At 65.3% G+C, this 25,330-nt stretch carries 27 protein-coding genes; 17 read left to right on the top strand and 10 right to left on the bottom strand.

What is annotated here, in order from left to right:
• The first annotated feature begins 3 nt into the window (after window positions 1–3).
• The 7 genes from coaE to DY926_RS03205 all read left to right on the top strand — a co-directional run bounded on the left by coaE (window position 4) and on the right by DY926_RS03205 (window position 7,175).
• Window positions 4–633, top strand: a complete 630-nt coding sequence (gene coaE / locus DY926_RS03235; RefSeq protein ID WP_116702060.1) for a dephospho-CoA kinase — start codon at window positions 4–6, stop codon at window positions 631–633.
• A complete protein-coding gene (dnaQ, locus tag DY926_RS03230) occupies window positions 630–1,313 on the top strand; it encodes a DNA polymerase III subunit epsilon (RefSeq protein ID WP_116702048.1) in 684 nt (227 codons plus the stop codon). Before coaE ends, dnaQ begins: the two co-directional genes overlap by 4 nt.
• 97 nt (window positions 1,314–1,410) lie before the next feature.
• The gene (locus tag DY926_RS03225; protein ID WP_116702047.1) at window positions 1,411–3,753 is read left to right on the top strand and encodes an adenylate/guanylate cyclase domain-containing protein; all 2,343 of its coding nucleotides are present in this window, start codon (window positions 1,411–1,413) and stop codon (window positions 3,751–3,753) included.
• Window positions 3,750–4,649, top strand: coding sequence for an MlaE family ABC transporter permease (locus DY926_RS03220; RefSeq protein WP_241503026.1), 900 nt, complete (start codon window positions 3,750–3,752; stop codon window positions 4,647–4,649). The genes DY926_RS03225 and DY926_RS03220 overlap by 4 nt, the downstream gene beginning before the upstream one ends.
• Before the next feature lie 2 nt (window positions 4,650–4,651).
• Entirely contained in the window at window positions 4,652–5,347 is a 696-nt protein-coding gene (locus tag DY926_RS03215) for a P-loop NTPase family protein (protein WP_116702046.1), read from the top strand.
• On the top strand, window positions 5,347–6,294 hold the full coding sequence (locus tag DY926_RS03210; protein WP_116702045.1) for an MlaD family protein: 948 nt from the start codon (window positions 5,347–5,349) through the stop codon (window positions 6,292–6,294). Before DY926_RS03215 ends, DY926_RS03210 begins: the two co-directional genes overlap by 1 nt.
• The gene (locus DY926_RS03205) at window positions 6,291–7,175 is read left to right on the top strand and encodes a hypothetical protein (RefSeq protein WP_116702044.1); all 885 of its coding nucleotides are present in this window, start codon (window positions 6,291–6,293) and stop codon (window positions 7,173–7,175) included. Before DY926_RS03210 ends, DY926_RS03205 begins: the two co-directional genes overlap by 4 nt.
• A 45-nt stretch (window positions 7,176–7,220) precedes the next feature.
• On the opposite strand, the gene DY926_RS03200 is transcribed toward DY926_RS03205, so the two are convergent.
• The 7 genes from DY926_RS03200 to sucC form a co-directional block, all read right to left on the bottom strand.
• Entirely contained in the window at window positions 7,221–8,681 is a 1,461-nt protein-coding gene (locus DY926_RS03200) for a SulP family inorganic anion transporter (RefSeq protein WP_116702059.1), read from the bottom strand.
• A gap of 34 nt (window positions 8,682–8,715) precedes the next feature.
• Window positions 8,716–9,243 (bottom strand): 6-pyruvoyl trahydropterin synthase family protein, encoded by a 528-nt coding sequence (locus DY926_RS03195; RefSeq protein WP_116702043.1) that lies wholly within the window; start codon window positions 9,241–9,243, stop codon window positions 8,716–8,718.
• Entirely contained in the window at window positions 9,236–9,973 is a 738-nt protein-coding gene (gene queC, locus DY926_RS03190; RefSeq protein ID WP_116702042.1) for a 7-cyano-7-deazaguanine synthase QueC, read from the bottom strand. The genes DY926_RS03195 and queC overlap by 8 nt, the downstream gene beginning before the upstream one ends.
• Before the next feature lies 1 nt (window position 9,974).
• A complete protein-coding gene (gene queE, locus DY926_RS03185) occupies window positions 9,975–10,610 on the bottom strand; it encodes a 7-carboxy-7-deazaguanine synthase (RefSeq protein WP_116702058.1) in 636 nt (211 codons plus the stop codon).
• 82 nt (window positions 10,611–10,692) lie between these two features.
• Window positions 10,693–11,712, bottom strand: coding sequence for a biotin synthase BioB (bioB, locus tag DY926_RS03180; protein WP_116702041.1), 1,020 nt, complete (start codon window positions 11,710–11,712; stop codon window positions 10,693–10,695).
• Between the two features lie 142 nt (window positions 11,713–11,854).
• Window positions 11,855–12,727, bottom strand: a complete 873-nt coding sequence (gene sucD / locus DY926_RS03175; protein WP_116702040.1) for a succinate--CoA ligase subunit alpha — start codon at window positions 12,725–12,727, stop codon at window positions 11,855–11,857.
• A gap of 4 nt (window positions 12,728–12,731) precedes the next feature.
• The gene (gene sucC / locus DY926_RS03170) at window positions 12,732–13,931 is read right to left on the bottom strand and encodes an ADP-forming succinate--CoA ligase subunit beta (RefSeq protein ID WP_116702039.1); all 1,200 of its coding nucleotides are present in this window, start codon (window positions 13,929–13,931) and stop codon (window positions 12,732–12,734) included.
• 182 nt (window positions 13,932–14,113) lie between these two features.
• On the opposite strand from sucC, the gene DY926_RS03165 reads away from it, so the two are divergent.
• The 10 genes from DY926_RS03165 to mltG all read left to right on the top strand — a co-directional run bounded on the left by DY926_RS03165 (window position 14,114) and on the right by mltG (window position 23,005).
• Window positions 14,114–14,941 (top strand): acyl-ACP desaturase, encoded by an 828-nt coding sequence (locus DY926_RS03165; protein ID WP_116702038.1) that lies wholly within the window; start codon window positions 14,114–14,116, stop codon window positions 14,939–14,941.
• Between the two features lie 41 nt (window positions 14,942–14,982).
• Window positions 14,983–15,618: a Dabb family protein gene (locus DY926_RS03160; protein ID WP_186336055.1), complete on the top strand. Its 636-nt coding sequence runs from the start codon at window positions 14,983–14,985 to the stop codon at window positions 15,616–15,618.
• Window positions 15,619–15,656: 38 nt separating this feature from the next.
• Window positions 15,657–16,415, top strand: a complete 759-nt coding sequence (locus DY926_RS03155) for a glycine betaine ABC transporter substrate-binding protein (protein WP_116702037.1) — start codon at window positions 15,657–15,659, stop codon at window positions 16,413–16,415.
• Between the two features lie 8 nt (window positions 16,416–16,423).
• The gene (locus DY926_RS03150; RefSeq protein WP_116702036.1) at window positions 16,424–17,698 is read left to right on the top strand and encodes a class I SAM-dependent methyltransferase; all 1,275 of its coding nucleotides are present in this window, start codon (window positions 16,424–16,426) and stop codon (window positions 17,696–17,698) included.
• Window positions 17,699–17,722: 24 nt separating this feature from the next.
• The gene (locus DY926_RS03145) at window positions 17,723–18,244 is read left to right on the top strand and encodes a YdcF family protein (protein ID WP_241503025.1); all 522 of its coding nucleotides are present in this window, start codon (window positions 17,723–17,725) and stop codon (window positions 18,242–18,244) included.
• Between the two features lie 117 nt (window positions 18,245–18,361).
• On the top strand, window positions 18,362–19,288 hold the full coding sequence (gene fabD / locus DY926_RS03140) for an ACP S-malonyltransferase (protein ID WP_241503024.1): 927 nt from the start codon (window positions 18,362–18,364) through the stop codon (window positions 19,286–19,288).
• 51 nt (window positions 19,289–19,339) lie between these two features.
• Window positions 19,340–20,095 carry a 3-oxoacyl-[acyl-carrier-protein] reductase gene (gene fabG, locus DY926_RS03135; protein ID WP_116702034.1) on the top strand — a complete coding sequence of 252 codons (756 nt, stop codon included), beginning with the start codon at window positions 19,340–19,342 and terminating at the stop codon, window positions 20,093–20,095.
• 257 nt (window positions 20,096–20,352) lie between these two features.
• Window positions 20,353–20,592, top strand: coding sequence for an acyl carrier protein (locus DY926_RS03130; RefSeq protein WP_003618476.1), 240 nt, complete (start codon window positions 20,353–20,355; stop codon window positions 20,590–20,592).
• 74 nt (window positions 20,593–20,666) lie between these two features.
• On the top strand, window positions 20,667–21,950 hold the full coding sequence (gene fabF / locus DY926_RS03125; protein WP_116702033.1) for a beta-ketoacyl-ACP synthase II: 1,284 nt from the start codon (window positions 20,667–20,669) through the stop codon (window positions 21,948–21,950).
• Window positions 21,951–22,000: 50 nt separating this feature from the next.
• Window positions 22,001–23,005, top strand: coding sequence for an endolytic transglycosylase MltG (mltG, locus tag DY926_RS03120; protein WP_116702032.1), 1,005 nt, complete (start codon window positions 22,001–22,003; stop codon window positions 23,003–23,005).
• A gap of 46 nt (window positions 23,006–23,051) precedes the next feature.
• Here mltG and DY926_RS03115 read toward each other — a convergent pair whose 3' ends face one another.
• The 3 genes from DY926_RS03115 to DY926_RS03105 form a co-directional block, all read right to left on the bottom strand.
• Complete coding sequence (locus tag DY926_RS03115) at window positions 23,052–23,879, bottom strand: lipid-binding SYLF domain-containing protein (protein WP_186336053.1); 828 nt, start codon at window positions 23,877–23,879, stop codon at window positions 23,052–23,054.
• 122 nt (window positions 23,880–24,001) lie between these two features.
• Window positions 24,002–24,787: an inositol monophosphatase family protein gene (locus DY926_RS03110; protein WP_116702031.1), complete on the bottom strand. Its 786-nt coding sequence runs from the start codon at window positions 24,785–24,787 to the stop codon at window positions 24,002–24,004.
• Window positions 24,788–24,812: 25 nt separating this feature from the next.
• Window positions 24,813–25,313 carry an MmcB family DNA repair protein gene (locus tag DY926_RS03105; RefSeq protein ID WP_116702030.1) on the bottom strand — a complete coding sequence of 167 codons (501 nt, stop codon included), beginning with the start codon at window positions 25,311–25,313 and terminating at the stop codon, window positions 24,813–24,815.
• Window positions 25,314–25,330: the final 17 nt, after the last annotated feature.

Raw genomic sequence — 25,330 nt, 5'->3', positions numbered from 1 at the left:
GCCATGCGGGTGCTGGGGCTGACGGGCGGCATCGGCATGGGCAAGTCCACGGCCGCCGCCCTGTTCCGCCGCGCGGGCGTGCGGGTGTTCGATGCGGATGCGGAGGTCCGCGCCCTGCAGGAACCGCATGGCCGTGCATTGACCGCCATTGGCAGGCTGGTGCCCGGCTCGGTGCGAGAGGGCGTGCTGGACCGGGGGATGCTGCGGCGCGTGGCGTTGTCGGACCCGGCCATCATTCGCGGGCTTGAGGGGATTCTCCACCCTATGGTGCGCAGGGCGCGCGAACGCTTCATCCAGCGCGCGCGGCGCGACGGGTGCCGCTGGGTCGTGCTGGATATTCCCCTGCTGTTCGAGACCGGGGCCGAGCGGGTATGTGACGCCGTGGCGGTTGTCAGCGCGCCCGCGCGGATACAGCGCGCCCGCGTCCTGCGCCGGGGCAAGATGACGCCCGCCCAGCTTGACGCGGTGCTGGCGCGCCAGATGCCCGATGCCCTGCGCCGCCGCCGGGCCGATGTGGTCCTGCAAACAGGGCTGTCGCGCCATGATACGCTGCGGCAGGTCCGGCGCCTGCTGCGCGCCATGCATGAGGGCACGGTGCCCGCACGGGCACGGACCAGAAGGAAACACGCATGAAACGCACGATCCTGTTTGATACGGAAACCACCGGCCTTGATCCGCTCAAGGGCGACCGGGTGATCGAGATCGCGGCGCTGGAACTGGTGGGCGACCTGCCCACGGGGCGGAATTTCCATGTCCTGATCGACCCCGAACGTGACGTGCCCGAGGAAGCGTCCCGCGTGCATGGCTTCACCCGCGCCGATCTGGAGGGCAAACCCAAATTTGCCGAGATCGCGCAGGGGTTCCTGACATTCATCGGCAATGACCCCCTGATCGCCCATAACGCCCGGTTCGACTTCGGCTTCCTGAACGCGGAGCTGGCGCGCGCGAAGCTGCCGGAGCTGGATATGGGCCGCATGGTCGATACGCTCGACATGGCGCGGGAGCGTTTTCCCGGCATGCCCAACAGCCTTGACGCACTGTGCCGGCGCTTTTCCATCGACCTGTCGGAACGCACCACCCATAACGCCCTGCTGGACTGCAAGCTGCTGGCGGCGGTCTATCTGGAACTGACCGGCGGCAGGCAGCGCGGGCTTGGCCTGGCGGTGGAAGAGGGCGATGGCGGCGGCGTGACAGGTTACAATTACGTGCGCGAACCGGGGCATGTGCCCGTGCGGGTGCGGCCGACAGAGGCGGAACTGGCGGCCCACGCGGCATTCATCGCCCGCCTGTCCGATCCGCTATGGCTGGGTTGAACTGTGCGCAGGCCATAAAGGGTTTGGCCAGCGCGCGATGTGTGGTCTAGGATTTGTGAACACACCGCACCTGATGTCTTGAAACAGGAAGAGAGCATTGTCCACGGACGAGATTGTCGATCCCACGATTGCCCCTTCCGACCAGTTCAGGCGCTTCCTGCTTCATATCGGCATTCCCGTGGCCGGGGTGGTCTCGGTCATTGCCATCATCGCGGGGGTGGGGTGGCATTCCTACCAGACCGCGCGCACGGGCGCGCTGGCCCTTACGCATGACCTGCTGGTCAGCCAGCAGGATTACATCGCCAAGGAAGTCAGTTCCTTCCTCATGCCCGCTTCCGCCGGGGCGATCGTGGCGCGTGACATGCTTGAACATGGCGCCCCGTCGGTCGAGCAGAAAATATTCAATGGCTACAGCAGCACCATGCTGCGCAACGTGCCGCAGATCCAGTCCTTCTACCTTGCGGATGGTGACGGCAGCTTCAGCGAACTCGAACGCGGCGGCAACAATCAGGGCATTTCCGTCACGACGCTGCAGAACCGTGGAACGGACAAGGCTACCTTCGCCCATGAACTGCGCGACGGGAACGACAAGGTCATAAAGCAGTGGCAGACCCCGGCGGGCAATTACGACCCGCGCGGGCATAGCTGGTTTGCCGATACCGTCAAGGCGGGGCAGGAATTCTGGACCCACCCCTACGTTGTGGAGGTAACGCGGCAACTGATCCTGACATCTGCGGTGCCTTACAAGGGCGCGGATGACAAGACGCATGTCTATGCCATCAACATCTCGCTCGACCACCTGAACAAATTCCTGAACTCGCTCAAGATCGGGGAAAGCGGCAACGCCATCCTGCTGGACCATGACGGGCACGTTTTGGCCGGGCATGGCATGGAGGAAACGCTCGTCCAGGCCAATGGCGACCCGATGAAGATGGTGATTGATCCCGCCCGCTTCCCGGTCATGACCAAGGCGTTCGACCAGTACCGCGTTCACGGCTACGGCGCGCGGACCGTCCGGGTAAATGACAAGAACTACGTCACGATCACCGCGAACCTGCCCGTGGGCAAGGATAGCTGGGTTCTGCTGCTGGTCGCGCCGGAAGATGATTTTTCACGTTTCGCCATGGCGTCGGGGCGGCAGAACCTGCTGTTTTCCATTCTGGTCGTGCTCATGGCGTCCGGGCTGGGGTTCATGCTGTTCCTGCAGGCCCGCAGGAGCGAACGCCTGCGGCGTGAGATCGAGCAGTCCCATGCCGTGGCCAATTACGAAAGCCATGCCCTGCAGTCCGTCGCGGCGTATCCCGAACTGTTCAACCCGGAGGATAACGCCCTTATCCTGACCGAGGCGCTGGCCGACCAGTCCCATGCCCGCCGCGCGGCCATATGGCGAATCCTGCATGACGGGCACACCCTCATGTGCATCGATTCCTATGACCGGCAGCAGGATGTACATTCCGGTGGCTTTGAAATGGCCACCACCGACCTCAAGAGCTTTTTTGATGCCGTCTCCCACGGGGATGCGCTGGCCATAGCCAGTGCGGCGGATGACGAGCGGACAGCCGCCTTCTACCGCGTGTACATGCGCAGCTTTGGCAGCAAGGCCCTGTTCTGCAATCCCATTCAGGGCGCAACCGGCCCGGTGGGCGTCATCACGCTGGAAGACGCGCCACGGGCGGACATGGTCTCGCATTTTGTGGACATGATCGCAGGTGTCGCGGCGGCCCGTTTCTCCGCGCAGCATTTCACCGCCGTCGCCGCCGCACGGGAGGAACTGGAAAGCGAACCCCCGGCGGATGAGGAGCCGCACGATCCCAGCCAGGGCTTCCTGCTGGCGCCCGGCGCGCTGGCCATGAACGGGCAGCAGGCCCCGGCGGACCTGAAGGAGATGAACGGTTTCTATCCCGCCGTCGCCATCATGGTCATAAGCCTGTCCGATATGGTGATGACGGCCCAGAACGACCCGACGGCCAACATCAAGCTGATTGATACGATGGCCGGCCTGCTGCAGGACATCGCGCATCAGTGCGGGCTGTATTCCATCCGTATGCTGGGGCACCGGGTCGTATGCGTGGCGGGCTGCTCGCACACGCCGGACAAGGGGGCCTCGTACCGCATGGCCAATGCGGCGCTGATGATGCGTGAGAACATGCTGGCCATGCTGGCCAAGGAGGATCTGGACCCCATATTCCGTATCGGGATGGATGTGGGGCCGGTATTTGGTGGCATGCTGGGCAAGGAGCCGCAGGCGTTCAACCTGTGGGGTGACGCCATGGGCATGGCTGAGATGATGGCGCAGGGCGCACCGGATGTCGGCACCATTCAGGTGACGGAGGATGTCTATCTTGCCCTGCGGCAGAACTTCCTGTTCCGTGAGCGCGGGCGCTTCTTCATCCCCGGCGTAGGGCTGACCCGTACCTATGTGCTGGCCGGGCGGCGATGACGGACGCTCCCCCTCCCACCACGCCGCAGGCGGGCGGCGGCAACGGGGCCGCGCCGCCGGAAGCTACGCCGCACGCCGAGGAAGATAACCGTTTCGTGCAACTGCTGGGGCGGTTCGCGCCCTGGCTGGCCAGCATCGGGCGGCTGACACGCCATCAGGTCCGTTTCACGCTGCTGCTGATCGGGGCAGGGTGGGGCACGCTGCGCGAGAGCCTGCGCCCCAACTCATGGCGCAGGCCGGTCCGCTATGAATTCCGCGCCACATTGCGGCAGGTGGTGGGCGGCGGGTTTCTGAGCATCGTGATCACCGCGACGCTGGCGGGGCTCATGGTCGTGTCACAGGCGGCGTACTGGCTGGGCTATGCCGGCATGGCGCAGATGACCGGCTCCATCCTCGTTTCCGTGCTGGTGCGTGAAATCTCACCCATTCTTGTGGGGATCATCCTGATGGGCCGCAGCGGCATGCTGTCGCTGACCGAGATCGGGATGCTGGTTCTGGGCGGCGAGGTGCGCAGCCTGCAGGTGCGCGGCATCGACCCGTTCCTGGCGCTGGTCATGCCGCGCACGTTCGCGTTCACGGTGGGGGGCTTTACGCTGGGCATGATCTTTTCGGTCGTGTCGCTGCTGATGGGCTTTGTGGTGGCCCATGCCAACGGGGTCATCACATCCTCGGTCTGGACGTTCTTCTTCAACGTCCTCGCTGCGATGACAACGTGGGATTATCTGGTCATTCCGCTGAAATTCGTGCTGGTCGGGTTCTTCGTGGGGCTGGGGGCGTGCATTAGCGGGCTGACGGTCAGCAGCAATGACACCATGGCCACCATCATGCCGCGAGGCTTTGCGCGCGGGATCATGCTGGTGCTGGTGGTCAATATTCTCTTCATGCTGGATTTCTGACCATGACGGCAAATGCTCCCCTGCTGGAACTGCGCGACGTCGTGCCCTCGTTTGCGGAAACCGGGCTCATGCCCGCGCCCTACAACCTGCGCATGATGCCCGGTGAATGTGTGGTGATCGACTGCCGTGACAGTGCGCGGGCCGCCATATTTGCGGATATGTGCTCGGGCATGGTTTCGCTCACGCAGGGCAGCATCAGGTTCATGGGGCTGGACTGGAGCACGCTGCGTGACAGGCAGCTCAACGCGCTGCGCGGGCGTATCGGCCGCATCTCGCGCCACGGCAGCTGGCTCAACCTGTTTGGCACGCATCTCAATGTCATGTTGCCGCAGCTCTACCATACGACCGATGAGTTCGAGGACGTGGTGGAACACGCAACCCAGCTGGGGTACAGGTTTGGCCTGCCCGGACTGCCCATTACCGCGCCGGACCGGCTTTCTGGTGCGGACCTGGCGCGGGCGGCCTGCGTGCGGGCCTTCCTCGGGCGGCCGGAGCTGCTGGTGCTGGAAGATATATCCGACACCCTGCCCGAGGAGAGCGTACTGCCGTTCTTCGAGACGGTCACCGCGGCGCGGGACCGAGGGTGCGGCGTGTTATGGTTCGTCCGCTCCCCGGCGGCGTGGCGCGAATATCGCAAGGCGGTGAATCTCCACATGCGCCTTCTTGATGAAGGTCTTTTTCCCATGCGGGTGGTGTAATGGTCCAGAAACAACAGTCAGACGGAATCCGGCAACTGGTGCGTGTCCGTTACGCGGATGAGTGGGTCGGGATTCTGGTTCTGGTCTCCCTCGTCATCCTGTTCGGCGCCGTGATCGAGGCCGGCGTGCTGCATGACTGGCTCACGCCCGCTGGCCGGTTGCGGATCGTCCTGCCCGAAAATGGCGTAAGCGGCCTTTCGGTGGGTGATGACCTGGAGGTGATGGGCATCCATGCGGGCACGGTGCGGCGCGTGCGCATCAACCCCTCGGGCGGGATGTACGCCATCGCGGAAATCGATCCGGACATCGAACCCTATATCCGCCGTGACAGCACGGCCATCATCCGCAAGCGTTTCGTGGTGGCCGGGGCCAGCTACATCGACATCTCGCGCGGGGTGGGGGACAAGCTGGACTGGAGCTACGCCGTGCTCAGCGCCACCAACGCGCCCAATCCGGCCGATACCATTACCCAGACCTTCAGCGATATCCGTGACCGCGTCATTCCGGTGCTTGATAACGCCCAGCACATGATGGCCACGATGGATGCGACCATTACCGACATGCATGCGGGCAAGGGCTCCATCGGGCGTCTCATGACGAATGACGACCTGGTCCGGCAGGCCGAGCAGATGATCACCACGCTTGACGCCACGATCAGCCAGCTCACGCCCATTGAAAAGCAGCTTGCCAGCGTGATGGACAAGGCCAACGCCAGCATGACCAACGTGCGCAACGCCACGGGCGACCTGAGCAACGCCACGCCCGCCATCACCCGCAACCTGCAGGATGCCAGCCAGCAGCTTCCGGTCCTGCTGGTGCAGGCGCAGAGCACGGTCAGCAGCCTGCAGAAGCTGGTCGACCAGATGCGTGGGCTGTGGATACTGGGTGGCAGTTCAAACAAGGTGAAGCACGGGCACCGTCTCCCGGCGCAGAGGGTGCAGCCATGACCATGAAAAAGGACTACGCGGCCATGGCGCTGCTTCTCGCGCTGGCAGGATGCGGCGGGGGCGCGCAGAAGGCGGACTCCCCCACCGACACCACCCTGTCACAGGATATGGATACGGCGGGCGAGGCCGTGGGGATGGACCGCCTTGCAGTGGCGGAGCAGCAGTACCGGGCTGCGGGTGAACGCGCGCTGGCGCGTGATGATGTCACGGCGATAGGCGATTCCGGCTATAATCTGGCCACCGTGCAGCTTGACGCCAACAAGCCGCAGGATGCGCTGGCCACCATCACCGCAACGCGCGCGGCGCTGGCGGTGCGCGGGCAGTCAGGCGATGATTCCGGGCTTGATCTGGTGCAGGCGGGTGCGTTGCACCGCCTTGGCCGTGAGGCCGAAGCCGCTACGGCCGCCGCGCGTGCGGCAGGCGCGCAGGATTCGGATATTGCGGAAAAGGGGCAGTTCATCCGGGGGCTGATTGCCGATGATAGCGGGGATCAGGCCACGCTGGCCTCGGTCGCGGCCTATTTCGCCACGCTGACAGGCCGGGTTCCACCGTCATGGAGTGCGGATGCGAAGGAAATCGCGGCCCGCAACCTGCTCGCCACCAATGGCGATGCCCGGACGGCCTGGCAGGATGCGCTGCAGGCCGTCACGATCCGGCGGCATCAGGTAGCGTATCGTGATATGGCCCGCGCGCTTGGCGTCGCGGCCCGCGCGGCGGACAGGGCAGGGGACGGACAGGCCGCGCTACAGCTTTATGCCCGCGCCAGCCAGAGCGCGCGGCAGGCGGGTGATACCGCCGCGGCTGATCGCTGGGCCAAGCTGGCGGGCGCACCCGCAGCGGACCCCTTTGCCCAGCCCGCGCCCCCCGCGCATACGAAATAGTCCTTGCCCCGCGCCGTTTCCGGTCTCCGGGGCGCGTGGCTGGGGTCAGCCCTGTGACTGCAGGGCGGTATGGCGTTCAAGCAGCGAACTGCTGGCATGGTTCAGCCCGGTCAGTTGCACCTGCTTGCCCTGCGCTTCCAGCCTGCCCACCAGTTCCTCAAGCGCGCCAATGGCCGTCATGTCCCACAGATGGGCCTGTGTCAGGTCAATGGTGATGGTGCGCGCCGTGTCATGCAGGTCAAAGGCATCGGTAAAGCTGTCGGATGAGGCAAAGAAGACCTGCCCGTCCACCCGGTAGGTCCGGCTGCCGCCATCGGCGGACAGCGTGCTGGTGACCGAGAGCATGCTGGAAACCTGAAAGGCGAAAAACAGGCCATTGAGCAGGACACCCACCGCAACGCCTGCCGCCAGGTCATGCGTGCCGACAACAACGGCTACGGTCGCGAGCATGATGACGCTGGTGGTGCGCGGGTGATGCGCCAGATCGCGCAGCGACGACCATGAGAATGTGCTGGCCGATACCATGATCATGATCGCGACCAGCGCCGTGACCGGCACCTGCGCCACCCACGGCCGCAGCAGGACCATGAGCAGCAGCAGGAAAGCCCCCGCCACGAAGGTGGACAGCCGCCCCCGCCCGCCATAGCGCAGGTTGCCCACCGTCTGCCCGATCATGCCGCAACCCGCGATGCCGCCAAACAGGCCAACGGCGATGTTGGCCACACCAAGGCCCACACATTCCTGTCGCTTGCTGCTGTGGGTTTCGGTCATGTCGTCCACAACGCGGGCGGTCATCATGGATTCGAGCATGCCCACGCTCGCCATGGCCAGCGCGTAGGGCGCGATCACCTCAAGCGTATCAAGCGAGAACGGCACGTCCGGCCAGACCAGATGCGGCAGGCTGTCGGGCAGGCGGCCAAGGTCGGCCACCGTATGCAGTGGCATGGGGTGAAGGACCGACACCACCGTCAGCACCACGATGCAGATCAGGGGCGAGGGAATGGCCGTGAACACACGCGGCACGGTGTAGATGATGGCCAGCCCCAGCGCGATCATGGCGTAGCTGTGCCATGTCACATGCAGCATGTGCGGAACCTGTGCCGAAAAGATCAGGATGGCCAGCGCATTGACAAACCCGGTGCGCACCGGGCGCGAGACATAGCGCATGAGCACATGCAGCCGCAGCATCCCGAACACGACCTGCAGCAGCCCGCATAGCAGGGTGGCCGCCAGCAGGTACTGCACGCCATGCCCGCGCACCAGTGCCGCCGCCACAAGGGCGACCGACCCGGCCGCGCCCGAGATCATGCCCGGCCTGCCCCCGGTCAGGGCGATCACGACGCTTATGACGAATGACGCATACAGCCCGACCGCCGGGTCCACGCCAGCCACGAATGAAAATGCAATGACTTCCGGTATCAGCGCGAACGTCCCGACCATTCCGGCCAGTGTGTCGCGCGTGATGTTACCGAACCATTCCTGACGGTAACGGACAAAAGCTGACATGGATGCGGCGGGGCCTTTCAACGGTGGAAATGGATCAGGTGTCGGCAATGGTCATGTCCGGGCGCTGCCACCAGCACTGCGCGGCGGGGCGCGGCCGGGGCAAGACGGCAAGGGGATCACCACTGTAGCGGACGGTGTTGGTGGGCGTTTCCTCGATTTCGAGGGTGGCGCAGGTCAGTATGCCCCCGTCATGCGCCAGAAAGGCGTTCAGCTTGGCCATGAGCAGGCAGGCCAGCAGCTCGGTCGTGGGGTCGCCGGGCGTGACCAGTATGCGCCGTGCGCGCTGGGGTTCATGTTTGGCAAACCATTCCAGCAGGGGGTCACGCTCGCCCAGTTGCAGCGCGTGGTCCACATGGCCGTCTATGAAGCGGTGCCATGTCTCCTTCGCGCGCTGGAAGGGCAGGACCATGTTGGCGCGCCCGTCCAGTGCGCCGGGGGTGGTGGCGCGCAGGCTGGCGCGGACATATTCATTATGCCCGTGCGGCAGGGCGCAGCGTTCGCTCCCGCCGGACAGCAGGCGGTGCGCCATGGAAAAGCGGCGGGTAAAGACCAGTTCAAACATGGTGGCGTTCTGCCATGAACCGTTCCCATCCGGCCTTGCGCAACAGGCAGGCCGGGCATGTGCCGCAGCCATGTCCCCATGCATGCAGCGTGCCGCGCGTGCCAAGGTAGCAGCTATGGCTTTCGTGGTTGATGAGCCTGACCAGCGCGTTGCCGCCAAGCTGGAGGGCAAGCTCCCATGTCTGGGCCTTGTCGATCCACATGAGCGGGGTGTGGATGATGTAATGGCTGTCCATGCCCAGGTTGAGCGTGACCTGAAGCGACTTGATCGTGTCATCCCGGCAGTCGGGGTAGCCGGAATAATCGGTCTCGCACACGCCGGTCACGATATGGCGGACGTTGCGCCGGGCCGCGAGGGCGGCGGCAAAGGTCAGGAAAATGAGGTTGCGCCCGGGCACGAAGGTATTGGGCAGCCCGCCTTCGGTCATGGCGATCTCGGCCTCACGCGTCAGCGCGGTGTCCGATACGGTGCCAAGGGCCGCAAGATCCAGCGTATGGTCCGCGCCAAGGCGCTGCGCCCATGTCGGGTTTTCGGTGGCCATGCCCTCGCGCAGCGTAGCGCGACATTCCAGTTCAACCGCGTGGCGTTGCCCGTAGTCAAAGCCCAGCGTTTCCACCCGGCCAAAGCGTGACAGCGCCCATGCAAGGCAGGTGGCTGAATCCTGCCCGCCGGAGAACAGGACAAGGGCGGCTTCGTCTTCAGGGCGGGAAAGGGGCGGGGGAACGCTCATGTCAGGGTATCCCGATCAGCTTGTGGGTCTGCAATGATAGACGCCATTGCGGATGATGCATGCAGTAATCGACCGCTGCGGCGGTATTGATGTCACGATGGGCGTTATCCATCGGCTGGAGCCAGAATTTCTGGAAATCCAGATCCGCAACTTGTTCGGGCGGCAGGCCGGGCTGCGGGTGGACGAGCTTCAGCTCATCCCCGCTTTTCTGCACAAGCACGGCGCCGGCCTTGGGGCTGACACAGAGCCAGTCGATCCCGTCGGGCGCGGCAAGGGTGCCATTGGTTTCCACCGCAATTTCAAAGCCGCGCTCATGCAGCGCCGCGATCAGTGCGGCGTCAAGCTGGAGCAGCGGTTCCCCCCCGGTAAAGACGACAAAGCCCGGCCCCTGGCCCTGCGCGGGCCAAGCGGCGGCAATGGCGTCGGCCAACTGTGCGGCGGAGGCAAAGCGCCCGCCGCCCGGGCCATCCGTCCCGATGAAATCGGTATCACAGAACCGGCAGGTGGCTTGTTCCCGGTCCCGTTCAAGGCCGGACCACAGGTTGCACCCCGCAAAGCGGCAGAATACCGCCGTGCGGCCAGCCTGCGCGCCCTCACCCTGCAGGGTGGGGAAAATTTCCTTTACCGTATAGGACATGTTCCAGATTTCGTAATGCACGCGTCCGGACACGGACCAGCGCGGGAAAATGCCCTGCCGGCCCGCGCCGGCTGCGTCGGGTTCAGCCCTGTTTGTGGGATGTATGCATGCCCAGCCGGTCAAGCAACTGCCGGTCGCGCGTGGCGGCGGGATTGGGGGTGGTCAGCAGGCGTTCGCCATAGAAAATCGAATTGGCACCCGCCAGGAAGCACAGGGTCTGGGCCTCGTCGGTCATGTCCTCGCGCCCGGCGGCCAGACGCACGCGGCTGGCGGGCATGGTGATGCGGGCGGCGGCAATGGTGCGCACGAACTCGATCGGGTCCACCATCTCATCCGTCCGGTCGGCCAGCGGCGTGCCTTCCACGCGCACCAGCATGTTGATCGGCACGCTTTCGGGGTGCTGGGGCAGGCTGGCCAGGGCCGCGATCATGCCTGCGCGGTCGGTGCTGTCCTCACCCATGCCGACAATCCCGCCACAGCAGACATTGATGCCCGCGTCACGCACGTTGTCCAGCGTGTCGAGCCGGTCCTGAAAGGTGCGGGTCGAGATGATGTCGCCATAATATTCGGGCGAGGTGTCGATGTTGTGGTTGTAGTAATCCAGCCCCGCCGCCTTGAGCTTGTGCGCCTGCCCGTTATCGAGCATGCCCAGCGTCACGCAGCTTTCCAGCCCCAGTTCCTTTACGCCCTTGACCATGGCGCACACGGTCTGCAGGTCGTGCTCCTTCGGGCTGCGCCATGCCGCGCCCATGCAGAAGCGCGTGGCCCCGGCGGCCTTGGCGGCGCGGGCTTCCTTCAGCACTTCTTCCACCGCCATGAGGCGGCTGGCCTTGACGCCGCCATCCTCATGCTGGGCGCTCTGCGGGCAGTAGGCGCAGTCTTCGGGGCAACCGCCGGTCTTGATGGACAGCAGGGTGGAGACCTGCATTTCCGTGGGGTCGAACCGGGCGCGATGCACGGTCTGGGCACGGTAGATCAGGTCGGGAAAGGGCAGCGCCATCAGGGCCGCGACTTCATCACGCGTCCAGTCTGTCCTTACGGGGGGCAGGCTGGTGGGGCCAGCATGCGCGTGCAGGGTTTCCGGGCGGCTCCCATCGGGCATCGGTCGTGATCCTCTGGCGGTCATGATGTGAAAAAGCCGTTCTGCCTGTGCCATATAACAGGGCTGAACACCATCATATTTATATTTTATGGCACGGGTGGCGCGGACCATCTCGGTCCGTGCCACCCATGTCCGGGCGGGATCAGCCCAGCACGCGCGCCAGCGTGGTGCCCAGCTCCGCCGGGCTGGGGGAGACGTGTATGCCCGCTGCGTGCAGGGCCTCTATCTTCGCACTGGCGGTTTCATGCCCGCCGGTAATCACGGCGCCCGCATGGCCCATGCGGCGGCCCGGAGGGGCGGTGGCGCCCGCGATGAAGCCCACGACCGGCTTGCGCGTGCCGCTGGCGCGGATCAGTTCCGCACCCTCGATTTCCGAGGTGCCGCCGATCTCACCGATCATGACGATGGAATGCGTGTCCGGGTCCGCGATCATGCGCTCGAGCACATCGGTAAAGTCCATGCCCTTGACCGGGTCGCCGCCAATGCCGACGCAGGTGCTCTGCCCCTGGCCGATGGCGGTGGTCTGGGCCACGGCCTCGTATGTCAGGGTGCCCGAGCGCGAGACGATGCCCACATGCCCGCGGCGGTGGATGGGGCCGGGCATGATGCCGATCTTGCATTCATCGGGCGTGATGATGCCGGGGCAGTTCGGGCCGATCAGGATGCTGTCGGACTGTTCCAGTGCTGCGCGCACGCGCACCATGTCCTGCACCGGAATCCCTTCGGTAATGCACACGATCAGCGGGATGCCGGCGGCTATGGCCTCAAGGATGGCGTCGGCCGCGCCCACGGGCGGCACGTAGATGACCGAGGCATCGGCCCCGGTGGCCTCACGCGCCTGGGCAACGGTGTCGAACACCGGCAGGCCGAGATGGAGGCTGCCGCCCTTGCCCGGGGTGACGCCGCCGACCATGCGGGTGCCATAGGCAATGGCCTGTTCGGTATGGAAGGTGCCCTGCGCGCCGGTAAAGCCCTGCGTGATCACCTTGGTGGAACGGTTGACGAGAATGGACATTCGCTCAGGCTCCGGCGTTACGGACGGCGGTTACGATCTTGCGGGCGGCGTCGCCCAGATCATCGGCGGGAATGATTGTCAGGCCGGATTCAGCCAGCAGCGCCTTGCCGCGTTCGACATTCGTGCCCGCCAGGCGCACCACCAGCGGCACGTTCAGCCCGGTTTCGTGCGATGCGGCGATGATGGCCTCCGCAATCACGTCACAGCGCATGATGCCGCCGAAGATGTTGACAAGGATGCCGCGCACCTTGGGGTCACCGATCAGGATGCGGAAGGCGGCCGCCACCCGTTCCTTGGACGCGCCACCGCCGACATCGAGGAAGTTGGCCGGCTCTTCGCCTTCCATCTTGATGATGTCCATCGTCGCCATGGCCAGGCCCGCGCCATTGACCATGCAGCCGATGTTGCCATCCAGCCCCACATAGGCCAGCCCGTATTCGGCGGCTTCACGTTCGCGGGGGTCTTCCTCGTTCTCGTCACGCAGCTTCGCCACCTCGGGGTGGCGGAACAGGGCGTTCTCGTCGAATGACATCTTGGCGTCGAGCGCCAGCAGGTCGCCTGCCCCGGTCACGACCAGCGGGTTGATTTCCACGATCGCGGCGTCAAGGTCGGTAAAGGCGTCATAGGCGGCGCGCACCACGTTCTGGAACGCGCGGATTTCACGGCCCTTGAGCCCAAGGCGCACCGCCAGGCCACGGGACTGGTAATCACACAGCCCCCGGGCGGGGTCGATGCTTTCCTTGAAGATGCGTTCGGGCGTCGCCGCCGCCACATGCTCGATTTCCATGCCGCCATCGGGCGAGGCCACGATGACCAGACGCCCGGTCGAGCGGTCCACCAGCAGGGAAAGATACAGCTCACGCGCGATGTCACAGCCGGACTCGACATACAGCGTGCGGACAAGGCGGCCCGCCGGGCCGGTCTGGAGGGTGACAAGCACCTCGCCCAGCATGGCGTCCGCTGCTTCCGAGACCTCTTCAATGCTGCGGGCCAGGCGGACGCCGCCCTTGCCTTCGGGCCTGCCGGCAAAATGCCCGGCCCCACGCCCCCCGGCGTGAATCTGTGCCTTGACCACGGTAACCGGCGCACCCAGTGCGCGGGCGGCCGTTACGGCTTCATCCGTGGTGGCGGCAGCACGTCCTTCAGGCACGGGCATGCCGTAGGAGCGCAGCAGCGCCTTTGCCTGATATTCGTGAATGTTCATATGGCGACCCAATCTGTCTTTCTTATTGGCGGTGTCGGGCAACGCCCCTAGCACGATATGGGACCGGTATGACAGGGGGAGAGCGCGCGGGATTGGCGTAAACGTGAAACATGTGTCATGTCCTCCCCGGCAGTGGCACGTTCCGGATGCCGTTATGGAGAACATGCAGAAGACAGGTTGAGATGAAACACTGGCGCATTGAACAGATGAACTGGGACCGTTTCGACCCGCAGCGGGTGGATCCTGATATTGTCCCCTTGGTCAAGGCCGCATCGGTTGTCGAGCGCAATGGCCTTGAATACGCCCATTACCTGAAGAACGTGTTCGCTGATGACCCTGACTTCAGCCAGGCGGCGGATAACTGGGCGCAGGAGGAGGTCCAGCACGGCGATGCGCTGGGCCGGTGGGCGATGCTGGCCGATCCGTCATGGGATTACATGGCCGCGTTCGCGCGCTACCGGCAGTCCTACCGGCTGGATGTGGATGTGGATGCCTCCATCCGTGGTTCACGCACGGGGGAACTGATCGCGCGCTGCATGGTGGAAACCGGCACGTCATCTTTCTACACCGCCCTGGCCGACGCCACGCGCGAGCCGCTGCTGCAGGCGATATGCCGGCAGATCGCGGCGGATGAGTACCGTCATTTCAAGCTGTTCTATGACCATATGCAGCGCTACCTGCGCCGGGAGCGCCTGGGCGTGTGGCAGCGCACGCGCATCGCGCTGGGCCGGGTGACGGAAAGCGAGGACGATGAACTCGCCTCCGCCTTCCACACCACGAACGAGCCGCCCGGCGTGCCTTATGACCACCGGCGCTGCATCGCGGCCTACATGTCGCGCGCGCTGCGCTTTTACCAGCCGCGCCACGCCGCGCGGGTCACGGGCATGATCCTCAAGACCATTGGCTGGACGCCGCACGGGCGGCTGCATGCCGTGCTTGCGGCGGGGATGTACCGCGTGCTCCAGATGCGCCAGCGCAAATTCGCCCGGATCGGGGCGGCCATGGCCTGATGATACCAACCTACTGATTTACAGGAACAAAGACGGACAGGATGAAGGTTAAGCATATCAAGACGCAGGGTGCGGCGTTTCTGGCCATGGGCGGGCTTCTGCTGGGGGGTGTGGCGCATGCGGATACGCCGCCCGCGCCCGCCCCGGCGGCACAGGCTGCATCGGCCGAGGAAACGCCCATCAGTGACGCCACGCGCGCGCAGCGGGTCATGGCATCACGGATCGGGCTGCGCACCTTCACCTCGGCCGGGTTCCACATGGGTACCGTCCGTCATATTGTCCTGATGCGCTTCCTGCCCACCATTACCGATGCCCAGCGCGCCGAAGTTGTGCGGCGGTTCATGGCCCTTGCCCAGATTTCGCGGCGCGAGGATGGTTCACCCGTCATCGCCGCCATCGAGAGCGGTGCCCAGATCAGCGGCGAGGGCGCGGATGAGGGGCTGCAGCAGGCCTTCGTGGTCACGTTCCGCTCCGAAGGGGACCGTAACTATTACGTGGGTCGCCCCGTGGTGAACGACCCGGCCTATTTCGATCCCGCGCATGAGGCATTCAAGAAATTCGCGGCACCCTACATCATCGCGACCGTAGTGTTCGACTACGCCGTCCCGTCCGCATCCCCCCGCCACGGCGCGCCCGCACGGCCCGCGCATGTGCAGATGCCCCAGCCACAGGGCTGACAGGTCGGGCCTGTCCCCCCTTCAAGGAGTGAAATGACATGACAACCGTGACCCTCGGGCATCTGGACACGACCGTGCAGCAGGCATCCGCCGCCGCCGTGGCGCGCGTGCTGGAAGCCTATGAACTTGAGATAGAATACGTCGTGGCCCCCCGTGCGGAAATGCAGGAACACATGCGCCGTGGGGATGTGGACCTGTTCGTCTCCGCCTGGCTGCCGGATGTGGATGCCGGGTTCCTTGCCCCCGATCTGGGCATGCAGGCATTCGGGCAGCTTTACCGCCCCGCCTTCGGCTTCGGCGTGCCCGCTGCGGCGGGGGCTGGTGTCACATCGCTTGCGGAGCTTGCCGCGGCAGGTAGTGCAATCGGGCGGGAAATCGTGACGCCCGCATCGGTTCTGGATCGGGTAAGGCAGGTCGTGGCGGCCTATGACCTGACGGCGGCGGGCTACACCATTGCCAGCCGCCCCGATGCGGAAGCCTTTGCCCATGCGGCGGAGGTGCTGGAAAAGGGCCAGCCTGAACTCATCCCCACATGGCAGCCGTCCTCCCTGCATTACGGCAGCCGCATGGTCGAGCTTGCAGACCCGAAATCCGCCTGCGGCGCGGAGCAGGAGGCCCGTATCCTGATCCGCTCGGCCATCCGCGCCGATATGGATTCGGACCTGCTGGATGAACTGGATGAACTGACGCTGGGCAACAAGGTGGTCAGCGCGCTGGACCACGCCATGCGCAATGACGGCATGAGCGCCGAGGACGCTGCCGAGGCTTGGCAGCGCGGCAAGCTGCTGCCGCGCTGAGGCCCGCCATGACCAGCAATGAAAGTGGCGCCCCCGGCGCAGGGGATGCGCGTGACGCCGGGCTGCAGGCCCAGTACGAGCAGTATCCCTATCCCGCCCGTGACCCGCGTGAGGAAAAAAGCAGGCTGCTGATCGGCAGCCCCAGCCACCTGCGTGAGATTGATTACTGGGTGTTTGGCGCAACCCGCTCCCGTTCCCTGCCGCTGCGCGTGCTGGTGGCCGGGTGCGGCACGGGGGATGGCGCGATCATGCTGGCCACCCACATGGCGCGCGAGGGCCGACCGGGGGAGGTCGTGTGTCTGGACCGCTCCGCCGCTGCGCTGGAAACGGTCCGTGCCCGTGCGGCGGTGCGCGGGCTGGAGAACATGCGTTTTGTCAGTGGCGACCTGACGGACCTTGCTGGCGCGGTGTCCGGCCCGTTTGACTATATCGACTGCTGTGGCGTGCTGCACCACCTGCCGGACCCCGATGCCGGGCTGGCGGCACTTGAGGGCGTGCTGGCGCCCGGTGGCGGCATGGGACTTATGGTCTATGCGCCCTATGGCCGGACGGGCGTGTACATGCTTCAGGACGCGCTTGAACGCCTTGCCCCGTTGGCGGAACCCCCTGCGCGGCGGCTGGATACAGCGCGTCGGGTCATGCGGCACCTGCCCGCTACGGCATGGCTGCGGCAGAATACCAATTTTGGTGACCACCTGACCGGCGGTGATGCGGGGCTGTACGACCTGCTGCTCAACCCGCGTGACCGGGCCTATGACATAACGGCCTTCCATGCCCTGCTGGACCGCGCGGGGCTGGCGGCTTCCTGCCTGATGGAACCGGCGCGCTACGACCCGGCCCTGCTGCTGCCCGACCCACGGCTGCGTGAACGGATCGCGGCGCTGCCCGAACGCGCCCGGCAGGCCGTGGCCGAGGACGTGGCGGGCAACATGGCCACGCACGTCGCCTATGTGCGGCGCGCGAGCGAGCCGGTCCGGCGGGCCGACGCATTCGCCCCGGATGCCGTGCCGGTCATGCGCGAGATTCCCGGTCTCGAACTGGCCCGCATGATCGGGCCGGATGACCGGCTGCCCTTCGCCTTCGGCACGTTGCAGGTATCCATCCCGCTGCCGCCACAGGCACGCGGTATCCTGCCGCTGATTGATGGCGTGCGCAGCGTGGCCGACCTCGCCGCGATCTCGGAGACACGGGGCCTGTCGGCCTCACGCTTCGCCCGGGCGTGGGAGCAGATCTTCACCACGCTGGAATCGCTCAACCGGGTGCTGCTGCGCGCACCGGACTGACCCACCATGCAGTGTGGAGCGGGGATGGCCCTGCCAGTCGTCATCTTCGGCGCGAAGCTGCGGCCGGATGGCACGGCAGGGCGCACGCTGCGGTTGCGCGTCGCCGCCGCCCGGGCCTTTGGCGCGGGGCGGGATGGGGCGGTCATGTATATGCCCACCGGTGGTCTGCCGGGACCAGCGGGGCTGACGGAAGCCGCCGTCATGACCCGCCTGCTGGTGGAAGCCGGTGTGCCGCCTGACGCCGTGATGGCGGAGGAAACCGCACCGGACACACTCGCCTCGGTCCTGGCCTGTTCGCGGCTCCTGCAGCGGCAGGGATATGGGGGGCCGGTTGCGGTGGCCAGCAGCGCCTATCACCTGCCGCGCTGCATGCTGCTCATGCGCATGATGGGGTGGCGGGTGGTGCGTGTGCCACCGCCCGGCGTGCCCGCCGCGCGCGGATGGGGCCGACGCTGGTTCTGGCGCCTGCGTGAAGGTGCTGCGCTGCCATGGGACGTGCTGCTGCTGGCGCTGTGGCGGCTGCGCCATGGGCGCGGGGGTGATTGACACTGCCTGTCATAGCCCGCATCACGCGGGGGCGTTGAAGAAACAATATCAGTCTGGATGGAAGCCATGCCTGTGCAAGCCTTTGTTTTCCCCGGTCAGGGAAGTCAGTCAGTTGGAATGGGACACGATCTGGCCCAGGCGTTCGCGCCGGCGCGGGAAGTGTTTCAGGAAGTTGATGACGCACTGGGCCAGCACCTCTCGAAGCTGATTTTCGAAGGGCCGATGGACGAACTGACCCGCACCGATAACGCCCAGCCCGCGCTGATGGCGGTCTCGCTGGCCGTGCTGCGGGTGCTGGAGCGTGAGGGCGGGCTTGACCTGAAGCGTGACGTGGCGCTGGTGGCCGGGCACTCGCTGGGGGAATATTCAGCCCTTGCCGCCACCGGCGCGCTGGGTGTGGCCCAGACCGCGCGCCTGCTGCGCCTGCGCGGCAACGCCATGCAGAAGGCCGTGCCCCCGGGTGAAGGCGGCATGGCCGCCCTGATCGGCGTGGGCATGGACCTTGAGCGCGCCAGCGCCCTGTGCGCGCAGGCCGCCAGCTTTACCGATGAGGCCGGCCAGACCCACCGGCAGGTGCTGGAAGTCGCCAATGACAATGGCGGCGGCCAGGTGGTCGTGGCGGGCGAGATGGCGGCGATTGACCGCGTGATCGCACTGGCGAAGGAGCAGGGCGTCAAGCGCGCGCTCAAGCTGCCGGTTTCGGCCCCGTTCCACTGCTCCATGATGGCGCCCGCGGCCGAGGAAATGCGCAAGGCCCTTGCCGATGCGCCGATCAACGTGCCCGTCGTGCCGGTGGTGGCCAATGTCACGGCAGCCAAGGTGACCCAGCCCGACATGATCCGCGACCTGCTGGTGCGCCAGGTCACGGGCACGGTGCGCTGGCGCGAAAGCGTTGACGCGATGGTGGCCATGGGCATCGACAGCTTTGTCGAGATCGGGGCAGGCAAGGTGCTGGCGGGGCTGGTGCGGCGCATCAATGGTGATGTCGCCACCTGCTCGGTCGGCACGCCTGCGGATATCGAAGCCTATCTCGCCGCGCGCTGAGCGCTGGCGGCACCTGTTTCATTGATGGATAGCTTGGGGGACGGAGGGTTCATGTTCAGACTGGACGGAAAGGTTGCGCTAGTAACCGGCGCATCGGGTGGAATCGGGCGCGAGATTGCCCGCGCGCTGCATGCGCAGGGGGCCACCGTGGTGCTGTCGGGCACCCGGCAGGCGGTGCTGGAGGAAGTGGCGGCCGATATCGGCGCGCAGGGCGGGGCCGAGCGGCTGCATGTATGCCCTGCTGACCTGTCCGATGCCGCCGCGGCTGACGCACTGGTCGCCAGCGCCGAGGAAAAGGCAGGCGCGCCGCTGGCCATTCTGGTCAACAATGCGGGCCTGACGCGCGACACGCTTGCGATTCGGATGAAGGATGACGACTGGAACCGCGTGCTTGACGTGGACCTTGCCGCCCCCTTCCGTCTGTGCCGCGCGGTGCTGAAGGGCATGCTGCGCCGCAGGGCGGGGCGGATCATCAACATCGCCTCCGTCGTGGGGGTTACGGGCAATGCCGGACAGGCCAATTACGCCGCCGCCAAGGCCGGCATGATCGGCATGGGCAAGTCCCTGGCGCAGGAAGCGGGCGCGCGCGGCGTGACCGTGAACACCATCGCCCCGGGCTTCATCCAGACCGCCATGACCGATGTCCTGCCTGATGCGCAGAAGGAAAAGCTGGTGGGCGCCATCCCGCTGGGCCGCATGGGCCAGCCGGGTGACATCGCCCCCGCCGTGGTCTATCTGGCATCGGACGAGGCCGGATGGGTGACCGGGGCCACCCTGCATGTCAACGGCGGCATGGCGATGCCCTGAGGGATGTGATATTTTGCTGGACAGCGGGCCCGAAGTGACAAAAAAGATAGGCCTGACAGCCCGGCTGTCCCCTTAAATTCGGGGCGAACGGACACGAAATGCAATCGCTGCCTTGGCGATGGCATCAAAACCGTGCTAATCGCCCGCAGCTTCGTCCGAAGCAGGCCGGTGTGCAACATCGGCGCGCAGGGACGTTACACGACGAACACGTTTCGAACCGCCCGTTTCTTTCAGGGGCAGACAGGAAGCAGAGACAGATGAGCGAAATCGCCGATAAGGTTAAGAAGATCGTAGTCGAGCACCTTGGTGTGGACGAAAGCAAGGTCACCCCGGATGCGTCTTTCATCGACGACCTGGGCGCGGACAGCCTGGACACGGTCGAGCTGGTCATGGCTTTCGAGGAAGCTTTCAGCGTCGAAATCCCTGAGGACGCCGCCGAGAAGATCACGACCGTGAAGGACGCGATCGATTACATCGAGAAGCAGAAAGCGGCCTGATCGGCTTTACGCCGATCACACTTTAATACGAATTCAGTCAGGTATCGTTACTTTCTAGGGAGCAGGACGGGTTGATGCAGTCTACCGGATTGACGTCTGGACAGCGGCGCGTTGTCGTAACCGGTATGGGCATGGTCAGCCCTCTCGGACTGGGTGTTGAGCGTAACTGGTCACGTCTCGTGGCCGGGGAAAACGGCTTTGGCCGTATTTCAGCGTTCGATGCGTCCGACCTGCCGGCACAGGTCGCGGGCGAAGTGCCCGCAGGGCCAACGGAAAGTGGCGGCCTGACCCTTTCGGACTGGGTGCCGGTCAAGGACCAGAAAAAGATGGACCGCTTTATCCATCTTGGTCTCGTGGCGGCGACCGAAGCGGTCGAGGATTCGGGCTGGAAGCCGGAATCGGAGGAAGATCGCTGCCGTACCGGCGTCATGATCGGTGCGGGTATCGGCGGCCTCCAGACAATTTACGAGGCATCGGTAACGGTAAAGGAAGGCCGGGCACGCCGCCTGTCGCCTTTCTTCATCCCGTCCGCCCTGATCAATCTGGTCTCGGGGCATGTCTCCATCAAATACGGTTTCAAGGGGCCGAACCATTCGGTCGTCACGGCCTGCGCCACGGGTGTGCACGCCATTGGCGATGCCGCGCGCATGATCATGCTGGGCGATGCGGATGTTATGGTCGCCGGTGGGGCCGAGGCCGCGGTGTGCCCGCTGGGTATTGCCGGGTTCTGCTCCGCCAAGGCTCTTTCCACCCATTTCAACGATACGCCGGAAAAGGCATCCCGTCCGTGGGACAGGGACCGCGATGGCTTCGTGATGGGTGAGGGTTCCGGCATCGTGGTGCTGGAAGAATACGAACACGCCAAGGCCCGTGGCGCCAAGATCTATGCCGAGGTGATCGGTTACGGCATGTCGGGCGATGCCCATCATATCACGGCGCCCGCGCCGGGGCATGAAGGGGCATATCGCGCCATGCAGAACGCCCTGCGCAGCGCGGGGCTGACCACGGCGGACATCCAGTATGTCAACGCGCATGGCACATCCACCATGGCGGATGACCTTGAGCTGGAAGCGGTCGAGCGCCTGTTCGGTGATGACGCGCGCAAGCTCGCCATGTCCTCCACCAAGTCTGCGACCGGCCACCTGCTTGGCGCGGCCGGGGCGATCGAGGCGATCTATTCCATCCTCGCCATTCGTGACAATGTCGCGCCGCCCACGCTCAACCTCGACAACCCGTCGCGTGAGAGTGTGATCGACCGCATCGCGCACACGGCGCAGGAGCGCAAGATCGACACGATCCTGTCCAACAGCTTCGGCTTTGGCGGAACCAACGCCAGCGTGATCCTGCGCGGCGTGTAAAGGGACGTGCCTGCGGGCACACCCTTGCCAGAAATACGTAAGGAGATGGGGTGCGCAGGGTTCTGACGGCCCTGGGGCTGGTGTTCTTGCTGCTGGTCCTGTCAGGTCTGGGCATCGTGTTCGTGGGGGCAAGGCACTACGCCGCCCCCGGTCCCCTGACCGAACAGCGTACGGTTGTCATTCCCCATGGTGGCGTGGCGCAGGTTCTTGCCACCCTGCAGCAGGCGGATGTGCTTGATCGCAGCCTGCTTACGCAAAAAGTATTCATGGGGGCTACGGCCCTGACCCGCGTTGACGGGTCTTTCCATGCGGCCGAACTGGTCTTTCCCGCACATGCATCCATCCGCCAGGTACTGGTGGTCCTGCGCCATGGTAGGCCGGTCGTGCACCGTCTGACCGTGCCGGAGGGGCTGTCCGCCATCCAGATTGCGGCCTTGCTGGACCGTGCCCCCTATATGGATGGCAGCTTTCCCTTCCCGGCGGAGGGATCTGTCATGCCCCTGACCTATGATTACGAATGGGGCATGCCACGCGCCCAGATGCTGGCGCGCATGCAGCATGCCATGGATCGTGCCCTTGATCAGGTATGGGATGGGCGGGAGGTTGACCCTGCCGTGGTGAACCGGCACGACCTGCTGGTCCTGGCCTCGATGATCGAACGCGAGACAGCGGTTGCAGATGAGCGGCCCATGGTTGCGCGGGTGTTCCTCAACCGCCTGCATAAGGGCATGCGGCTCCAGTCCGATCCCACAGTGGTTTACGGGCTGAACAAGGGGGTGGGGCCGCTTGGGCATGCGCTGTCGCGTGCCGATCTTTTACAGCCCACGGCCTATAATACCTATGTCATTCCCGGCCTGCCGCCGGAGCCGATCTGTTCCCCCGGTCTGGCGTCGCTTCAGGCCGCAGCGCACCCGGCGCAGGGGGACCAGCTCTATTTTGTGGCAAACGGCCATGGCGGGCATGATTTTGCATCCTCACTGGATGACCATAACCGCCATGTCTCGGTCTTCAGGGCCGCGAAGCACGCGCAGGACGCGCCGCAGCCTGCAAAATAGCGGCCGCGCCGGTCCTGTCCTGCCGTTTGCTACCCCGTTCCTCTGGTTACTGGGGGGGCAGGCTCTGGCTTGTAACCGCGCCAGCGGGGGCCGTGGCCACGGGCTGGGGTGACGTGCTGGTGGTTGATGTGGCGGCACTTCCTGTCTGGCCATTCTTGCCCGGGCGGCTCTGGGCCGTGGCCAGCACTTCCGACAGGGCGGCGCGTAGCGGGTCGGCCCCGGAGTTGTTGACCCGCATCGACACCACAATATCCTCCGGTCCGACAACCTGGTTGTAATAGGCCCGGTTGGCGGCGCTGTTCACTCGCATCTTGGAGCCGCCAAGGGCCGCCCCGGCAAACAGCCCCTTGGACTTCTGCACCCCGAGGATGCTGGTGTTATGTTCGCCCGCCGTGCCCCGCTCCAGTCCGGAACCGGAGGAGGCGAAGGACGTGCCGACATCGGCGCTGAGCTTGAACTGGCTGTCCAGCAGCGACTGCACGCCCTGATCGGTCATGACGAACAGCATGACCTCAACATCCTGCATGCCGAACTGCACGCCGAAATTGGCCGAACTCATGCGGTAGAAGGCCGGGTCAGACCATGAGCCATGGGCATCACGCGTCAGGAAGACGCAGCCACCACCGCCACCGCCAAAGGCGATCGACATGCGAAAGACCGAGGGGCAGACAATCACCCCGCGGGAATCCGCAAGGTAATGGGTGATCCTGCTATCGGCCGTGGCAGAGGTGAACATGTCCCGAACGGTCAGGGTCGCGCGGTCAACCAGGTTCTGTTCTTCTTCCATGCTCGCTGCCAGGGCGGCATGCAGCGGCATCATCAGGGCCATGGCGGCGAGTGATGTCCTGATGAGATGAAACTTGTGCAAACCCATCCTCCCTTTCCGATTCGTAACCGCAGATCCACCCAGACGGCCCATGCGCTGGAGTGGCCTGTTTTCATGGCTGAATCATGGCCGGTTAGGCAAGCCCGTTCATACCCATGCCGCCCGTATGGTCAAAAGGATACGCCCACGGCATCCGACAGGGCATCGGCAATGCCGGGAGCCGCCGCGAGGATGCTGATGCCGTCCGTAAGCCCGCCATCACGCAGGAAGGGGGAGACACGCGCACCGGCTTCTTCAAGCAGTACCAGCGCGGCCGCCACGTCCCACAGGTTGATGCGGATTTCCAGGTAGCCATCCTGCCGCCCGCAGGCGACTTCGGCCAGCGCAATGGCACCGGACCCGCCCGAACGCGGCATGGCGCCCAGATTCAGGATGGCGTCGATCTTTTCCTGAAACACGCCGGGCGGTACGCGGTTGCTCCACCCCATTTCAATCAGGGAGGAAGCGGTATCCGTCACCGGGGAGGCATGGATGCGCTGGCCGTTGAGGAACGCCCCGTGCCCGCGCACGGCGGTATAGGTCTCGCCAAGGGCAGGGGCCTCGATAATTCCGGCAACCGGTGTATCGCCATCCATCAGGCCCAGCGAGATACACCAGCGGTTGCGGCCGCGCGCGTAATTGGAGGTGCCGTCGATCGGGTCCACGACCCAGCGCAGGGTGCCGGTGCGGGTGCGGCCTTCTTCCTCGCCCTGAAAGCCATCTTCGGGGAACAGGGTGCCGATTCGCTCCGAAATGAAGGACTCGACCGCGCCATCGGTTTCCGTCAGCCAGTCCTGCGCACTCTTCTGGGTGCCCTTGGGGCCGCCGGGGGCGGGGCGCATTTTCATGGCCAGGGCGGCGGCATCGCGCACGACCGAACGTGCGGCTTCAAAACGGCTCAGAATGGCCTGTGTCATGGGGTAACCTTTCCTGTCTCAAACTCTATTCCACGCGTAGCGCCGTTTTGACCGCGTGTTCCACCTGCGGCATCTCGATGCGGCCCAGACGCCCGGCGGCCTCGATCGCGAACTGTAGCGTCAGCCGCCGCCTGCGGGCCGGGGCAAGGGGCATGCGCGGCGGGTGGCGGATAATGGCACAGTCCACGCAGGTGGTCATGCCATCCACGCCGTGGCCCGTCGCGGCCACGATCAGGCCGGTGTCCTGGGGCAGCACATCGGGGGGAAAGTCCTGACTGACCGCAAAATACATCTGGTCGCACCACGGCAGGTAATCCTGCCATTTATGGTCGGCACGGAAATCCGGCAGGCCGGACTTGATCTCGATACAGATGAAGGAGCCATCGGCCGTCAGGGCCATAATGTCGGCCCGCCTGCGGTCGGGCAGGGTGAACTCATGCAGTACCGCCCATCCATGCAGCCTGCACATCTGGCTGGCTCCGGTACGGATGGCGGACTGGACCTGCGGGGCTGATGGGCGGGACATTGCGTGGGAGGGCAGGC

Origin of the sequence: Komagataeibacter melaceti (genome assembly GCF_003403295.1) — a bacterium.
Taxonomy (GTDB): Bacteria; Pseudomonadota; Alphaproteobacteria; order Acetobacterales; family Acetobacteraceae; genus Komagataeibacter; species Komagataeibacter melaceti.
This window is presented reverse-complemented; position numbering and strand designations above follow the sequence as displayed.

What these genes read in the sequence shown, in the direction of transcription:
- bioB (WP_116702041.1), bottom strand. Translation starts at nt 11,712, where the DNA reads ATGCCCGATGGGAGCCGCCCGGAAACCCTGCACGCGCATGCTGGCCCC.
- dnaQ (WP_116702048.1), top strand. Translation starts at nt 630, where the DNA reads ATGAAACGCACGATCCTGTTTGATACGGAAACCACCGGCCTTGATCCG.
- fabF (WP_116702033.1), top strand. Translation starts at nt 20,667, where the DNA reads ATGCAGTCTACCGGATTGACGTCTGGACAGCGGCGCGTTGTCGTAACC.
- DY926_RS03145 (WP_241503025.1), top strand. Translation starts at nt 17,723, where the DNA reads ATGGCCCTGCCAGTCGTCATCTTCGGCGCGAAGCTGCGGCCGGATGGC.
- DY926_RS03210 (WP_116702045.1), top strand. Translation starts at nt 5,347, where the DNA reads ATGGTCCAGAAACAACAGTCAGACGGAATCCGGCAACTGGTGCGTGTC.
- DY926_RS03110 (WP_116702031.1), bottom strand. Translation starts at nt 24,787, where the DNA reads ATGACACAGGCCATTCTGAGCCGTTTTGAAGCCGCACGTTCGGTCGTG.
- coaE (WP_116702060.1), top strand. Translation starts at nt 4, where the DNA reads ATGCGGGTGCTGGGGCTGACGGGCGGCATCGGCATGGGCAAGTCCACG.
- DY926_RS03165 (WP_116702038.1), top strand. Translation starts at nt 14,114, where the DNA reads ATGAAACACTGGCGCATTGAACAGATGAACTGGGACCGTTTCGACCCG.
- sucD (WP_116702040.1), bottom strand. Translation starts at nt 12,727, where the DNA reads ATGTCCATTCTCGTCAACCGTTCCACCAAGGTGATCACGCAGGGCTTT.
- DY926_RS03215 (WP_116702046.1), top strand. Translation starts at nt 4,652, where the DNA reads ATGACGGCAAATGCTCCCCTGCTGGAACTGCGCGACGTCGTGCCCTCG.
- sucC (WP_116702039.1), bottom strand. Translation starts at nt 13,931, where the DNA reads ATGAACATTCACGAATATCAGGCAAAGGCGCTGCTGCGCTCCTACGGC.
- DY926_RS03220 (WP_241503026.1), top strand. Translation starts at nt 3,750, where the DNA reads ATGACGGACGCTCCCCCTCCCACCACGCCGCAGGCGGGCGGCGGCAAC.
- DY926_RS03200 (WP_116702059.1), bottom strand. Translation starts at nt 8,681, where the DNA reads ATGTCAGCTTTTGTCCGTTACCGTCAGGAATGGTTCGGTAACATCACG.
- queE (WP_116702058.1), bottom strand. Translation starts at nt 10,610, where the DNA reads ATGTCCTATACGGTAAAGGAAATTTTCCCCACCCTGCAGGGTGAGGGC.
- DY926_RS03155 (WP_116702037.1), top strand. Translation starts at nt 15,657, where the DNA reads ATGACAACCGTGACCCTCGGGCATCTGGACACGACCGTGCAGCAGGCA.
- DY926_RS03150 (WP_116702036.1), top strand. Translation starts at nt 16,424, where the DNA reads ATGACCAGCAATGAAAGTGGCGCCCCCGGCGCAGGGGATGCGCGTGAC.
- DY926_RS03115 (WP_186336053.1), bottom strand. Translation starts at nt 23,879, where the DNA reads ATGGGTTTGCACAAGTTTCATCTCATCAGGACATCACTCGCCGCCATG.
- fabD (WP_241503024.1), top strand. Translation starts at nt 18,362, where the DNA reads ATGGGACACGATCTGGCCCAGGCGTTCGCGCCGGCGCGGGAAGTGTTT.
- DY926_RS03130 (WP_003618476.1), top strand. Translation starts at nt 20,353, where the DNA reads ATGAGCGAAATCGCCGATAAGGTTAAGAAGATCGTAGTCGAGCACCTT.
- queC (WP_116702042.1), bottom strand. Translation starts at nt 9,973, where the DNA reads ATGAGCGTTCCCCCGCCCCTTTCCCGCCCTGAAGACGAAGCCGCCCTT.
- DY926_RS03205 (WP_116702044.1), top strand. Translation starts at nt 6,291, where the DNA reads ATGACCATGAAAAAGGACTACGCGGCCATGGCGCTGCTTCTCGCGCTG.
- DY926_RS03105 (WP_116702030.1), bottom strand. Translation starts at nt 25,313, where the DNA reads ATGTCCCGCCCATCAGCCCCGCAGGTCCAGTCCGCCATCCGTACCGGA.
- fabG (WP_116702034.1), top strand. Translation starts at nt 19,340, where the DNA reads ATGTTCAGACTGGACGGAAAGGTTGCGCTAGTAACCGGCGCATCGGGT.
- DY926_RS03195 (WP_116702043.1), bottom strand. Translation starts at nt 9,243, where the DNA reads ATGTTTGAACTGGTCTTTACCCGCCGCTTTTCCATGGCGCACCGCCTG.
- DY926_RS03160 (WP_186336055.1), top strand. Translation starts at nt 14,983, where the DNA reads ATGAAGGTTAAGCATATCAAGACGCAGGGTGCGGCGTTTCTGGCCATG.